At 71.6% G+C, this 13,241-nt stretch carries 11 protein-coding genes; 2 read left to right on the top strand and 9 right to left on the bottom strand.

The genetic code is table 11. From position 1 onward, the window contains the following. Positions 1 to 49: 49 nt before the first annotated feature. Genes MUY14_RS00445 through MUY14_RS00435 form a run of 3 tightly spaced genes read right to left on the bottom strand, consistent with a single transcriptional unit; the run spans position 50 to position 3,077 of the window. Positions 50 to 1,267: an amidohydrolase family protein gene (locus MUY14_RS00445; RefSeq protein WP_247019657.1), complete on the bottom strand. Its 1,218-nt coding sequence runs from the start codon at positions 1,265 to 1,267 to the stop codon at positions 50 to 52. Further along, the gene (locus MUY14_RS00440) at positions 1,264 to 1,689 is read right to left on the bottom strand and encodes a GAF domain-containing protein (RefSeq protein ID WP_247019656.1); all 426 of its coding nucleotides are present in this window, start codon (positions 1,687 to 1,689) and stop codon (positions 1,264 to 1,266) included. Before MUY14_RS00440 ends, MUY14_RS00445 begins: the two co-directional genes overlap by 4 nt. Next, on the bottom strand, positions 1,686 to 3,077 hold the full coding sequence (locus MUY14_RS00435) for an MFS transporter (RefSeq protein ID WP_247019655.1): 1,392 nt from the start codon (positions 3,075 to 3,077) through the stop codon (positions 1,686 to 1,688). Before MUY14_RS00435 ends, MUY14_RS00440 begins: the two co-directional genes overlap by 4 nt. Before the next feature lie 130 nt (positions 3,078 to 3,207). Between MUY14_RS00435 and MUY14_RS00430 the strand changes: the two genes are divergently transcribed. Further along, positions 3,208 to 4,086 carry a MurR/RpiR family transcriptional regulator gene (locus MUY14_RS00430; RefSeq protein WP_247025550.1) on the top strand — a complete coding sequence of 293 codons (879 nt, stop codon included), beginning with the start codon at positions 3,208 to 3,210 and terminating at the stop codon, positions 4,084 to 4,086. Positions 4,087 to 4,251: 165 nt separating this feature from the next. Then, positions 4,252 to 4,860 (top strand): decarboxylase, encoded by a 609-nt coding sequence (locus MUY14_RS00425; protein WP_247019653.1) that lies wholly within the window; start codon positions 4,252 to 4,254, stop codon positions 4,858 to 4,860. On the opposite strand, the gene MUY14_RS00420 is transcribed toward MUY14_RS00425, so the two are convergent. From MUY14_RS00420 to MUY14_RS00395, 6 genes are all read right to left on the bottom strand, one after another. Next, a complete protein-coding gene (locus MUY14_RS00420; RefSeq protein WP_247025549.1) occupies positions 4,814 to 5,539 on the bottom strand; it encodes an ANTAR domain-containing response regulator in 726 nt (241 codons plus the stop codon). The genes MUY14_RS00425 and MUY14_RS00420 overlap by 47 nt on opposite strands. A 186-nt stretch (positions 5,540 to 5,725) precedes the next feature. Beyond that, complete coding sequence (locus MUY14_RS00415) at positions 5,726 to 7,705, bottom strand: glycoside hydrolase (protein WP_247019651.1); 1,980 nt, start codon at positions 7,703 to 7,705, stop codon at positions 5,726 to 5,728. 35 nt (positions 7,706 to 7,740) lie between these two features. Then, entirely contained in the window at positions 7,741 to 9,495 is a 1,755-nt protein-coding gene (locus MUY14_RS00410; protein ID WP_247019650.1) for a beta-galactosidase family protein, read from the bottom strand. Next, positions 9,488 to 11,014: an alpha-N-arabinofuranosidase gene (locus tag MUY14_RS00405; protein ID WP_247019649.1), complete on the bottom strand. Its 1,527-nt coding sequence runs from the start codon at positions 11,012 to 11,014 to the stop codon at positions 9,488 to 9,490. The genes MUY14_RS00410 and MUY14_RS00405 overlap by 8 nt, the downstream gene beginning before the upstream one ends. Further along, entirely contained in the window at positions 11,011 to 12,348 is a 1,338-nt protein-coding gene (locus MUY14_RS00400; RefSeq protein ID WP_247019648.1) for a sugar ABC transporter substrate-binding protein, read from the bottom strand. The genes MUY14_RS00405 and MUY14_RS00400 overlap by 4 nt, the downstream gene beginning before the upstream one ends. A gap of 28 nt (positions 12,349 to 12,376) precedes the next feature. Then, complete coding sequence (locus tag MUY14_RS00395) at positions 12,377 to 13,240, bottom strand: carbohydrate ABC transporter permease (protein ID WP_247019647.1); 864 nt, start codon at positions 13,238 to 13,240, stop codon at positions 12,377 to 12,379. Position 13,241 lies beyond the last annotated feature (1 nt).

Genomic DNA, 13,241 nt, shown 5'->3' with positions numbered 1-13,241 from the left:
CGGCGGAGCACGTCTGGTGCCCCGGACGCACGTCCAGGGCACCAGCGGCTCAGGCGGCCGTTCCCCCGACCACTTCCCCGCCCTGCACGATGTGGGTGAAGTTCTTCGGCTCCGCCAAAACCCCGATGTCCGCCAGCGGATCCCCCGCCACCACCAGCAGGTCCGCGTGCGCACCCACCGCCAGCGTGCCGATCTCCCCCGTCAGGTTCACCAGGTCCGCCGCCGTCGACGTGGCCGAACGGATGACCTCCAACGGCGTCTGGACCTCCCCGCGCAGGCGGAACTCGTGGTTCTGGTGCCGGTGCATCCCGCCCAGCAGATCCGTCCCGTAGACGATCTTCACCCCGCCGCGGGCCGCGCGCTCCAGGGCTGACAACCCCGCGCCCAGGACGTCGTCCACCTTGCGCCAGCTCGACTCCGGGAGGCCGTGCTCGCGGCCTTCCTCCTTCAGCGCCCAGTACGTCACCAGCGTCGGCACCAGGTACGCGTCGTGCTCCAGGAACAGCGAAACGCTCCGCTCGTCCAGCAGGTTGCCGTGCTCGATCGACCGGATGCCCAGTTCCAGGGCGCGGTTGATCGCCCGAGCCGTGTACGCGTGGGCCGCCACGTAACGGTTGGCCGCCGATGCCTCCTCGACGATCGCGCGCAGTTCGTCGGCCGAATACTGGGTCGAATCGATGCGGTCCGTCGGGGAGGCGACGCCGCCCGAGGCCATCACCTTGATGTGGTGGGCGCCTTTCCTCAGCTCGTCGCGGGCGGCCGCGCGGACCGCGTCGACGCCGTCCGCCACGCGGCCGAGACCCGCGCAGCACGGGTGGTCGTCCTTCGCGTGGGCTCCCCTGGTCCGGCTGTCGCCGTGGCCGCCCGTCTGGCTCAGCGCGCGGCCGCAGAACAGCAGGCGGGGGCCGCGGAACAGGCCCTCCGACTGGGCGTCCGCCAGGCCGTAGTCAGCGCCCGACGCGTCGCGGACCGTCGTGAAGCCGCGGTCCAGCATGCGGCTCATCGTGCGGGCGCTGTGGGCGGTCACGTAGGACGGTGACGTCGACGGGAGCGACCCCAGGTCCGCCGTCGACGCCGTGACGTGGACGTGCGCGTCCACCAGTCCCGGCAGCACGACCGCGCCGCGGAGGTCGAGGGAAGGCACGTCGGGCGCGGTGAGCCCGGGGCCCGTTTCCACGATGCGGCCGTCGGCGCACCGCAGGTCGCCCTCGGTGTATTCGCCGGAGCGCGGGTCGAGCAGACGGGCGTTGCGCAGCACCAGGTTCACCAGGTCACCTCCAGCAGGGCCGGCACCGCGAGCGGGGCCAGGGATTCGGCCAGTGCGACCGACTTCTCGTCGTACGCGCCTTCCGCGTCGAGGATGTTCAGCACCCCGAGCGTGCGGCCGCCGGACACCACCGGCACGTTGATGATCGAGCCGCAGCCGAGGGATTCGATCAGCTCGTGGTCGGCGAAGATCTCGCGCACCGCCGCGCGGTCCGGGCCGAAGTACGGCTCCCGCGCGGTGATGCAGCGGTCCAGCCAGCCGGCCGCGACCTCCACCGTCTTCTCCCCGCCCACCGGGTACTCCGCCGGGTGGCTGCTGTGCACGCGCCGCAACGCCCCGCGCTCCGGGATCCACGCGAGGACCGTGAACAACCGCACGCCCAGCTCGGTCCGCACCCGTTCTTCCACTGTGGACAGTGTCACTTCGTCATCTCCTTCGCGACCGCCTTCGGGGCGCCGTGTTCGGTCAGTTCTTCCAGGGAACGGCCCGCGGTGGACAGGCCGAAGACGAGCACGCAGAGCACGCCGGCGGCCAGCACCGCCGTCGTCAGGCCGAAGACGCCGGCGAAGCCGAGGCTCGCCGCGGACAGGCCGATGATCGTCGGGGCCAGGATGCTGCCGACGCGGCCGAACGCGCTGGACAGGCCGGTGCCGCTGGCGCGGATCCAGGTCGGGAACACCTCGGGCGTGTAGGAGTACACCCCGGCGTACGTGCCGTTGAGGAAGAACGACAGCACCGCGCCGGCGAGGGTGATCGACCACGGCGCGCTCGTCTGGCTCAGCCAGAACGCGCTCACCGCCGAACCCGCGAGGTACAGCGCGATCGTGTGCTTGCGGTCGAGCCGCTCGGACAGCCACGCGGCCGAGAAGTACCCGGGCACCTGGGCCAGGTAGATGATGATCGAGAACTCGAAGCTCTTCGTCACCGTGATGCCGCGCTCCACGAGCAGCGTCGGGATCCAGGAGAAGAAACCGTAGTAGGAGAACGTGATCACGAACCAGACGGTCCAGATCACCGCCGTCCGGCGCCGCATCGCGGGGCTCCACAGGAACTTCAGGGCGCTGAACAGGTTGACCTTCGGCGTCTCGGTCGCGGGCTGCGCGCCGGACGGCGGCACCGGCGGCAGGACCGCGCCGGTCGCCCGTTCGACGTCACGCTCCAGCTTCGCGACGACGTTCTCGGCTTCGGCCGACCGCCCTTGCGCCAGCAGGAACCGCGGCGACTCGGGCAGGGACCGGCGCCACCACAGCAGCATCACGATCGGCAGCGCGGTGACGAGCTGCGCGACGCGCCAGCCTTCGTCGAACGACGGCACCACGAACCGCCCGATCAGCGCGGCCGCGACGAAGCCGAAGGAGAAGAACCCGGCGAGCGCGCCGACGAACCAGCCGCGCCGCTTGGCCGGGACGAACTCGGACAGGAACGGCGCGATGATCGCGCTTTCCGCGCCCGCACCGGCGCCGGCCAGCACGCGGGCACCGAGGAAGACTTCGTAGTTGGGCGAGAAGGACGCGATGACCGAGAACAGCGCGTAGAAGGCCAGCGCGTACATCATGACCTTCTTGCGGCCGATGCGGTCGCCGAGCAGGCCGGCCGCGATCGCGCCGAAGAGGAAGCCGAACGGCGTCGCGGAGCCGATCAGCCCGAGCTGGCCGTTGTCGAGCCCCCACGCGGCCTTGGCGCTGGGCAGCAGGAAGGCCACGACCGCCGAGTCCATGCCGTCGAAGGTGTAGCCGAGCCCGCCGATGAGCAGCAGTTTGTAGTGGGGCCGGCTCAGCGGGAGCCGGTCCAGTCGCGCCAGCAGGGTCATGGGGAACGCCTTCCGTGTCCGGGCGTCGGGGAGTGCGGACAACGTATACTGCGTTTCTCGGAATTTGCAACGTTCATTGCAAGACGAACTCGCTGCGTTACGGTCTACGCGGATGAGGGGAGGCACCGAAGTGGCGGAGACCGACGACGGTTTCGAGACGTGGCTGCGCGACCGGCTGCCCGCGCGGGGCCTGCGGCCGAAGTCGGCCGCCGTGCTGGAGGTGCTGGTCTCCCAGCCGCGGCGGGCGTCGTTCGGGTCGACGGCCGAGCTGGCGCAGCTCGCCGGCGTCAACGTCGCGACCGTGACGCGCACGGCGCAGGCGCTGGGCTTCGCCGGGTGGCCGGCGCTGCAGCAGGAGCTGCGGGCGCGGTACATGTCGTCGCTGAGCGCGCCGCAGGTCGCCGAGGAGCACCGCGGTGTCGACTCGCCGGGCTCGGCGTCCCTGCGCCGCGACCTCGACGGCCTGGCCCTGCTCAACCGCCGGTTCGACGAGGAGGTGCTGCGCGAAGTCGCCCGCGCGATCGGCGCGGCCCGCCGCACGCTGGTCATCGCCGACGGCAGCTACGCGGCGGTCGGGATCGCGATGGCGCACAACGCGCGCCTGGCCGGTTACGACGTCCACGCCGTGACGGCGGGCGACGCGGAGCTCGCCAACCAGACGGCGAAGCTGACCGGCGACGACGTCCTGGTCGCCATCAGCTTCTGGCGCCTCTACGAGAGCACGGTCCTGGCGGCGAACGAGGCGAAGAGCCGCGGCGCGCGCGTCTTCGCCATCACCGACGCCGCCAGCCCGGCGCTCGCGGGCGCGGCCGAGCACGTGCTGATGGTGCCCGCCGAGGGCGTGACGTTCTTCCCGTCCCTGACCGCGGGCATGGCCCTGGTCCAGGCGATCGTCGCCCAGCTGGCGGCGGTCGACCCGGCCCGCACGAGCGAGTCGATCGAGGCGGCGGAGGCCATGTGGTCGCGGTTCGACCTCCTGCACCGGCGCCCGTCCGCCAAATCCGGGTAGCCCGGGGGCATGGAACTCGGACTGCTGTACCCGGCCCGCGACCGCGGCGAGGACGACTTCGCCGAGCTGTGCCGGCGGCTCGACCCGGCCATCGGCGTCGGCTTCGCCCATCCGGAGTAGGGCCCGGCCGCCGGCCGGTCGGACGCGGCAGGCCAGACCGCGGCCGTGCGCGAGATCGGCGCGCCCGAGCGCCTCACCCGGGCCGCCGACGCGTTCGCCACCACCCCGGACGTCGTCAGCTGGGCCTGCTCGAGCTGCAGTTTCACCCGCGGGCTCGACGGCGCCCGCGCCCAGGCCGGCGCGCTCGCCGCGCACCTCGGGGTGCCCGCGAGCAGCACTTCACTCGCCTACCTCGCCGCGCTCGAGCGGCTGGGCGCCGGGCGCGTCGCACTCGCTTCCGTCTACCACCCGGAGCTGACCGCCCGGCTCTCCGCGTTCCTCGCCGAGGCGGGCGTCGAGACGGTGCACGCGGTCTCGGCCGGCGCCGGCCGAGACCGGGACCTGGCCACTTGGAGCCCGGCGCGGATCACCGGACTGGCCGAAGCCGGCGCGCACGACGACGCCGAAGCCGTGCTCCTGCCCGAGACCGCCCTGCACACCACGCCGCTGCTCGGTGAGCTGGAAGCGCGGCTCGGCAAACCGGTGCTGACCGCCACCGCCGTCACCGTCTGGGACGCGCTGGACCGGCTCGGTGCGGAGCCGGTCCAGGACGGTCTCGGGACGTTGTTCAGTGGCGCGGCGGGCCGCCGTCGGCCGAGCTCATCCTCCTCGTGAAGCGGGCCGCGACGTCGCGGAGCTTGATGTTCGTGTGCTGGGACTCCACGATCAGGCGTTGCATCGCGGCGTCCTCGTTGACCCGGTGGATCAGCATCAGCATGCCCTTGGCCTGCTCGATCACCGCGCGCGTCTCCATCGCGTTGCGCAGCTCGTCGGCCAGGCGCCGGGCTTCGCGGTAGCGGCGGGTCAGGCGCAGGACAGTCTCCACGCACAACGTGAACAGGCGCAGCACCTTCGTGTCGAACTCGTGGTAGCCGTGGGCGCCGAAGCCGAACAGCGTGACCGCACCGACCAGGGTGTCGTCCACGCGCAGCGGGACCGCCAGGTAGCTGCCGACGCCGATCTCCTTCGCCGCGGCCACGAACTCGGGCCACTGCTCGTCCGTCTCGCCGACCGTCACCCGCACGACCTCGCCCGTCAATGCCGCGAGCAGGCCGGGGCCGTCGCCCGCCGCGTACTGCACGTCGTCGATGCGCCGGGCGCGCTCGTCGGTGAAGGCCGCCGTCTGCGTCACGCCGTCGCGGACCACCATGATGCTGGCCAGGTCCGCGTCCGGCACCACGCGGACCGCCTCGCCGCAGACCGCGTCGAGCAGCCCGGGTGTGTCGGACACCGATTCGAGGACCCCGACGAGATCGGCCAGTACGGCGTTCAGCTCGTCGACCCGCTCCGCCATGCCGTCGCCAGTGGTCGGCAAGGCCCACCCCTCCCATGCGTCAAGCGGCGAGCACGGGGATGAGCTCGCCAGCAGCGTCAACCAAGACCACCGCTGGCGTTTCAACGGGTCCGGGTGAACTCTACCGGCCCAGGGCCCCCGGTCCGGCGAGGGCCGCGCCGGTGGGCCGCCGACGACGGACCGCGGTCAGCGGGCCACGGCCTGCCAGCGCTGGTTCGGGCCGTTGGTCGGCCGGTACAGGCCGATCCGGGCGCCGTCGTCGCGGGACTCGCCCGGCACGTCCAGCAGTTGCCCGGTCGCCGCGTTGACGAACGTCCACGTGCCGTCGCCGGTCGTGGAGAGCGTCCACTGGGCGGCCGGGTCGCACGTGCCCGCCGGGGCCAGGGTCACCGCGCCGCCGGCCGTGGCCAGCACCTGGCCGGTGCCCGTGTTGGTGATCGTGAACCGGTCGCGGTTGCCGTAGCGGCCGGTGCGGTCGGCCAGCGTCCAGCGCTGGGCCGGCGCCGAGACGTCGGTCGTGCGCTGGACCAGGGTGCCGTTCTCCGCCGACAGCGTCTTGCCGCTCTGCACGCCGGTGAAGGCGAACGGCTTGCCCGAGCCCAGGCCCGTGCCGGCCGCCGTCGCGGACACGCCGTCGACCAGGAAGCTCGTCACCGAGCGCGCGGGCACCCGCAGCGTGGCGTGCGCCGACGTCACCTTCACCGGCTTGCCCCGCTTCAACGCACCCGTGACGTCGGTGACGACCGGCGTCACGGAGGCACCCGGGCGGATGCCGCGGAAGCCGGACAGGTCGAGGGTGACGTCCTGGGCGTCCGTGCCCGCGTTCGTGTGCACGACCGTCGCCAGGTCCTCGCCGCGCATGGCGGCCGTCGACGCCGGGTCGTCCACCCCGGTCAGCCGGTCACCCGGCCGGATGTAGTGGGTGAAGTTCCGCATCGTGTCGAACTTCGTGTTGGTCCGGATCCGGCACGTCTGCGGCGTGGCCGAGGCCGGGCAGTCGAAGGGGACCTGGATCTCGCCCCAGTTCATCCCGGCCGCGGACTCCCCACCGGGCTTCATGTTGTTGTAGTCCTCGATCGGCTGCCAGCTCACCCACGCGCTCGGCTCCAGCAGGCGCAGGTCGTCGGTGATCTGCTCGGCCATCCCGAGGCCGGGGTCCATCGACGTGAAGTCCTGCCGGTCCAGCCAGCTCCCGCCGACCTCGCTCATCCACAGCGGCTTCGACGCGCCCTTGGCCAGGTCCCGCGGGATCGGCCGGTTGCCGGTGCCGTAGGTGTGCACGTTGAGCCGGCCCGCCGCCGCGCGGGCCGCGTCCGACCAGCCGGACCAGTCCGCGGCGAAGATGTCCGGATTGGTCTCGTCGGGCGCGGAGACGATCGTCTTCGACCCGGCCAGCGCGGCCGCCATCGCGGGGATCAGCTGTGCCTGGACCGACGGGCCGATGTGCGCGCCTTCCTGCCGCCCGCCGGTCGGGTTGCCGTCGGCGCCGAGGGTGGTCTTCCAGTAGTTCGTGTTGGGCTCGTTCAGCGGGTTCACCGAGGTGAACTTGATGCCGTGCGCGCGTTCGAGCGTGCGCACCGCCTGCGCCAGGTACGCGGTGAAGTCGCCGATCTTGTCCGGGCGCAGCTGCTCGTCGGTGGCGGTGAAGCCGCCCGAGACGTATCCCGAGACGGTCTGGAAGTACGGCGGCGAGTTGCTGAACGCCTCCCACTTCGTGACGCGCTGCTTGATCCTGTCGACCCACCAGCGCTGGTTCGGGTCCGCGGCGGTGTCGAACTCGGCCGGGTCGCCGGGGGTCCACCAGTCCTTGTCCGCGCGCGTGGTGCCCGCCGGCGCCTTCCACCAGCCCGGGACGGCGCCGCCCGCGCGCAGGTACGGCGGGACGTCGGGGGCGTTGCCGCCGCCGACGTTGAACCGGGCGATGTTCAGGTTCAGCCCGTCGGCGCCGAAGACCAGGTCGGCCAGCCGGTTGCGGATCGCGTCGGGGTAGCCGCCGGTCGCCTCGGCCATCCAGGCCAGGCTGGCGCCCCAGCCGTCGAACGACTGCTGCCGGTAGGTCGGGTCGGGTTTCACCGTGACGGCGGTGGCCGCCGCCGCCGGTGCCGCGACCACCGCGGCGCCGATCAGAGGTACACAAAGGACGGTGAGCAAACGCCTGCGGTTCATCGTCGAACTGCCCTTCGGAGCGGTGGGGACTTCTCTCAGGCCTCCGTGTGGCCCAGCAGCGGCCGCGGCGTGAACCGGGCCGCGGGGTCGAGCATCGTGCCCAGTTCGAGCACGACGAGTTCGTTGCCGCCGGCCCGGGCCACCGGGCGCGGCACGTACAACGTCCGCTGCGGCCCGCGCCGCCAGTACCGGCCGAGCGGGAAGCCGTTGAACCACGCCAGGCCCTTGCCCCACTCCCCGGTGTCGAGGAAGAGGTCGGCGGGCGCGTCGACATCGATGTCGGCGCGCAGCAGGACCGGCCCCGCCACCGGGCCCGAAACCACGGCCTTGGTCGCGGACCGCAGCGAAGGCACCTCGGTCAGGTCGAGCGGCAGGACGTCCCAGCCGGTCAGCGGCTCGCCGTGCAGTTCCGCGCCGCCGACGATCCCCTTGGCCTCGCCGATCCGCGGGCCGTAGTCGACGCGGCCCTGGTCCTCGACCAGCACCAGCAGCTCGCCCGCCGCCCGCGGCAGCGCGATCGCGCGGTCGTGGTGCTCCCGCGAGAGCGTGCCCACCGGGTCGCCGTCGAAGAACACCGTCGCGCGGTCGCGCACCTCGCCGAAGGTCAGCACGCCGGGCCGGTCCCCCTCGACGGCGCAGCGCAGCAACGCCACCCGCGGCATCGGCGTCAGGTCGTCGAACGCGGGCAGCTCTTCGTGGAACTCCCAGGTGCCCCAGCGGTCCGGGGCGTCGAGGAGGCGGATCGGGTCGCGCAGGACGCCGTGCGGGGTCGGTGCCGGGCGCGCCGGCGGCGGGACGGTGTCGGGAACCTTGTGGTAGCGGGCGATCACGTCGCGGAAGGCGTGGTACTTCGGCGTCGGGTCACCGGCTTCGTCGAGCGGCGCGTCGTAGTCGTACGACGTCACGATCGGCTGGTAGACGCCCTTGTCGTTGGCGCCGTTGGTGCACCCGAAGTTGGTGCCGCCGTGGAACATGTACAGGTTGACCGACGCGCCGGCCGCGAGGAGTGCGTCGAGCTCGGCCGCCGAATCCGCGGCGGACGTCGTGTGGTGGTGCGCGCCCCAGTTGTCGAACCAGCCGTTCCAGAACTCGCTGCACATCAACGGCCCGGTCGGCTGGTGCGCCCGCAGGATCGCCAGCCGCTCCACCGCGCCGGAGCCGAAGGAAGCGGTGCGGTGCACCCCGTCCAGGCTGCCGGCCTCGAGCATCTCCGGCGTCGGCTGGTCCACTGTGGTCAGCGGCACGGTGATCCCCGACGCGCGCGTGTGCTCGGCAAGCGCTTTCAGGTAGCGCTTGTCGTCGCCGAACGCGCCGTACTCGTTCTCGACCTGGACCAGCAGCACCGGCCCGCCGCGGTCGACCTGGTGCGGCACCACGACTTCGTAGACGCGCGTGAGGTATTCGCGCACGGCGGCGAGGTAGCGCGGTTCGAAGCGCCGCACCCCCACGTCCGGGTCGCGGAACAGCCACGCCGGCAGGCCGCCGTTGTCCCATTCGGCGCAGATGTACGGGCCGGGCCGCACGATCGCGTACATCCCGGCGTCGGCGACGAGCCGCAGGAAGCGGTCCAGGTCGAGCCCGCCGGTGAGGTCGAAGACGCCGGGCTCGGGCGCGTGCGCGTTCCACGGCACGTACGTCTCGATGGTGTTGAGGCCCATCCGCCGGGCCTTGTCGATCCGGTCGGCCCACAGGTCCGGGTGCACCCGGAAGTAGTGCAGGGCACCGGAAAGGATCCGGAACGGGCGGCCGTCCAGCAGGAAGTCGGTGTCCCCGACGGCGAACTCAGGCATGCCGGCCCGCCTCCGGGCTCAGCTGGAGCACGGTCCAGGACAGCGGTGGCAGTGTCGCGGTGATGGTGGTCCCCCCTGGGTCGGACGTCACGGCGGTGCCGGGGAGCGGCACCGGCCGGACCGGTTGCGAGACAGCGGTGTTGACGGCGTGCCGGGTTTCGCCCTCCGGCGCAGTCAGCGTTTCGGCGGCGTACACGCCGAACCCGGCGCCGCGGAGCCGGATGCGGACCTCGGTCGGCGACGCCGTGGCGCGGTTGGTCAGGAACACCGCGCCGCGCCCGGACTCCTCGGCCGTCGCGGCGACGTCGACGAGGTCGACTTCGCCGTGCTGCGCGGTGCGCAGCCGCGGGCCGTCGACGGTCAGGCGCAGGCTCGACCCGCCGGCCAGCGCGGCGACCTGCCGGAACGGGTGGAAGGTCGACTGCCGCCAGGCCGGGCCGCCGGGCTCGGTGCGGATCGGCGCGATGACGTTGACCAGCTGCGCCTGGTTCGCCATGGTGACGTGGTCGACGTTGCGCAGCAGCGAACTCAGCAGCGAGCCGACGACGACGGCATCGGTGACGGTGTAGTCGTCCTCGATGATTCGCGGGTGCTCCCGCCAGCCGCCTTCGGCCAAGCGCGCCTGGTCGACTTCGTTCCAGCGGCGCAGGTCCCAGACGTTCCACTCGTCGACGCTGATCCCGACGCGGCCGCCGAGCCCGAGCTCGTCGATGATCCCGGCGACCTTGCCGATGTAGGCGTCGAGCGCGGCCCCGCTGGCCAGGTAGCTGTCGGTGTCGCCGTGCAGTTCCTGGTAGTAGGCGTGCAGCGAGATGTGGTCGACCAGCCCGGCCGTGTGGCGCAGCACCGTGCGTTCCCACTCGCCGAACGTCGGCATGTCCGCGTGCGAGCTGCCCGCGACGACCAGTTCGACGGCCGGGTCGATCATCCGCATGACCCGCGCGGTTTCGGCGGCCAGGCGCCCGTATTCGTCGGCCGTCTTGTGGCCGATCTGCCACGGGCCGTCCATCTCGTTGCCCAGGCACCACAGCTTGAAGCCGAACGGGTGGTCGGCGCCGTTAGCGCGCCGCCGCTCGCTCAGCGCCGTGCCGCCGGTGTGGTTGCAGTACTCCAGGACGTCGACGGCTTCCTGGATGCCGCGGGTGCCGAGGTTGACCGCGTACATCACCTCGGCACCCGCGGCTTCGGCCCACGCGACGAACTCGTGCAGGCCGAAGCGGTTGGATTCCACGCTGTGCCAGGCCGGGTCGAGCCGGACGGGCCGGTCCGGGCCGACGCCGTCCTCCCAGCGGTACCCGGAGACGAAGTTGCCGCCGGGGTACCGGAGCACGGTCGGGCCGAGCTCGCGCACCAGCTCCAGGACGTCGCCGCGGAACCCGCGTTCGTCCGAAGTGGAGTGTCCGGGCTCGTACAACCCGGTGTACACGGAACGGCCCATGTGCTCGACGAACGAGCCGAAGAGGCGACGCGGGACCGGGCCGACGACCTGGCCCGCGTCACCTTCGATGTGGACGGTCATCCCGCGCTGACCGTGAAGCCCTGCTGGTTGCCGTAGTCCACAATGGCCTGCTGCCAGGCCGCCAACCCGGCGTCGAGCCCGGTGCCGTTGAGGTAGGCCTTGCCCGCGGTGTCGCTGAAGACGCTGTTGGCGTAGGTCTGGTACGGCAGGTAGGTCCAGCCCGGTGCGACGTCCTTCGACGCCTGGGTCAGCACCTCGTTGACCTTCTGGCCGCCGAAGTACGGCACGGCCTGGTCGACGAACGCGGGCGCGCCCAGGTCCGCCGTCGTGGACGGGAAGCCGCCGCTCTTGATGAACGGCTGGACACCGCCGCCGTGGTTGAGCCAGCGCACGAACGCCGCGGCCAGCGCCGGGTTCTTGCTCTGCTTGAGCACCGACTGCGTGCTACCACCGTTTTCCGAGGTCACCGGCTTACCGTCGTAGGTCGGCATCGGCGCGACCGCCCACTTGCCGGCCCCGCCGGGCACCGAGGAGATGAAGTTGCCCGGCATCCAGGCGCCGGTGACCAGCGAGGAGATGGTGCCGTCGCCGAGGGCGCGGAACCAGTCGTCGGACCACTCCTTGACCGGGGCGAGCTGCTTGCCCTGGATCAGCTGGTCCCACATCGCGGTCCACTTCTTGGTGCCCGCGTCGGCGAGGTTGACCTTCACGTTCCGGCCGTCGACGGCGAAGGGGCGCCCGCCCGCCTGCCAGATCATGCTCAGCACGAAGCCCGGGTCACCGGTGTCCGAGGTGATGTACTTGGTGGGGTCGGCGGCGTGCAGCTTCTTCGCCGCGGCGATGTACTCGTCCCACGTCTTCGGCACCGCGATGGCGTTCTTGTCGAAGACTTCCTTGTTGTAGAACAACGCCATCGGCCCGGAGTCCTGCGGCAGGCCGTAGATCCCGTTGCCGTTCTTGACCTGCGCCCACGTCGAGGCGCTGTAGTCCTTTTCGAACGAGCCGAAGCCGAACTGGTTCAGGTCGGCGAGTGAATCGGTCAGCGCGAACTGCGGGAGGGCGTAGTACTCGATCTGCGCGACGTCCGGGGCGCCGGAGCCGGCCTTGATCGCGTTCTGCAGCTTGGTGTACTCGTCCTTGTTCGTCCCGGCGTTGACGTAGTTGACCTTGACGTTCGGGTATTCCTTCTCGAACGCGGCGACCTGGTCTTTGGCCGACGGCGTCCAGCTCCAGTAGGTGATCTCCCCGCCCGCCTTGAGCGCGGCGTCGACCGAGTCCTGGGTGCCGGTGGCGGCGGCGGGCCCGGACGAGCTCCCGGACGAGCAACCGGCCGCCAGTGCGGCGGCCAGCGCCACGGCGGCGAACGCCTTGGCGCGACTGCGGATGCGTGACATCGAATGTCCCTTCACGACGGTGTGACGGCTATTGCTTGACGCTGCCCGCGCTCAGCCCGGACTGCCAGAACCGTTGCATGAGCAGGAAAGCGAGGACGAGGGGGATGATGGTGAGCAGCGAACCGGTGAGCACCAGGTTGAAGATCGGCTGCGCGCCGGCGCCGTTGGCCTGCGCGCTCCACTGGTTCAGCCCGACGGTCAGCGGGTACCACTTGGGCTCGCTGAGCATGATCAGCGGCAGGAAGTAGTTGTTCCACGTCTGCACCACGGTGAACAGCGCGACGGTGACGATCCCGGGCACGAGCTGGCGCAGCGTGACGGTGAGGAAGATCCGGAACTCGCCCGCGCCGTCGATCCGCGCCGCTTCCAGCAGCTCGTCGGGGATGGCATCGGCGGCGTAGACCCAGATCAGGTAGAGGCCGAACGGGCTGATCAGCGACGGGATGATGATGGCCAGCGGGGTGTTGGTCAGCCCGAGCTTGCTGAACATCAGGAACGTCGGCACGGCGAGCGCGGTGGCGGGCACGGCCACCGCACCGAGCACGACGGCGAACACCGCGCGGCGGCCCGGGAAGCGGTACTTGGCCAGTCCGTACCCCGCCGCCGTGGCGAGGATGGTCGCCCCGCCGGCGCCGACCACGACGTAGAGCAGGGTGTTGCCGAGCCAGCGGAAGAAGATCCCGTTGTTGTAGGTGAACGTCTGGGCGATGTTGTCGAACAGCGCGAACGGGCCGCCGAAGGACAGGCCCGACGTCGAGAACAGGGACGCCTGCGTCTTGGTCGCGTTGATCACCAGCCACATCAGGGGAACCAGGGTGTAGAGCAGGTACAGCGCCATGACGGCGGTGAGCGTGCGCGACTTCTTGGGGCGCGTCACCGAGAGCGTGGCCACG

Origin of the sequence: Amycolatopsis sp. FBCC-B4732 (assembly GCF_023008405.1) — a bacterium.
GTDB classification, from domain to species: Bacteria; Actinomycetota; Actinomycetes; order Mycobacteriales; family Pseudonocardiaceae; genus Amycolatopsis; species Amycolatopsis pretoriensis_A.
This window is presented reverse-complemented; position numbering and strand designations above follow the sequence as displayed.

Bases quoted from the DNA above. Each gene is read 5' to 3' on its own strand.
- MUY14_RS00415 (WP_247019651.1), bottom strand. From the start codon at position 7,705: ATGAACCGCAGGCGTTTGCTCACCGTCCTTTGTGTACCTCTGATCGGC.
- MUY14_RS00410 (WP_247019650.1), bottom strand. From the start codon at position 9,495: ATGCCTGAGTTCGCCGTCGGGGACACCGACTTCCTGCTGGACGGCCGC.
- MUY14_RS00405 (WP_247019649.1), bottom strand. From the start codon at position 11,014: ATGACCGTCCACATCGAAGGTGACGCGGGCCAGGTCGTCGGCCCGGTC.
- MUY14_RS00400 (WP_247019648.1), bottom strand. From the start codon at position 12,348: ATGTCACGCATCCGCAGTCGCGCCAAGGCGTTCGCCGCCGTGGCGCTG.
- MUY14_RS00420 (WP_247025549.1), bottom strand. From the start codon at position 5,539: ATGGCGGAGCGGGTCGACGAGCTGAACGCCGTACTGGCCGATCTCGTC.
- MUY14_RS00435 (WP_247019655.1), bottom strand. From the start codon at position 3,077: ATGACCCTGCTGGCGCGACTGGACCGGCTCCCGCTGAGCCGGCCCCAC.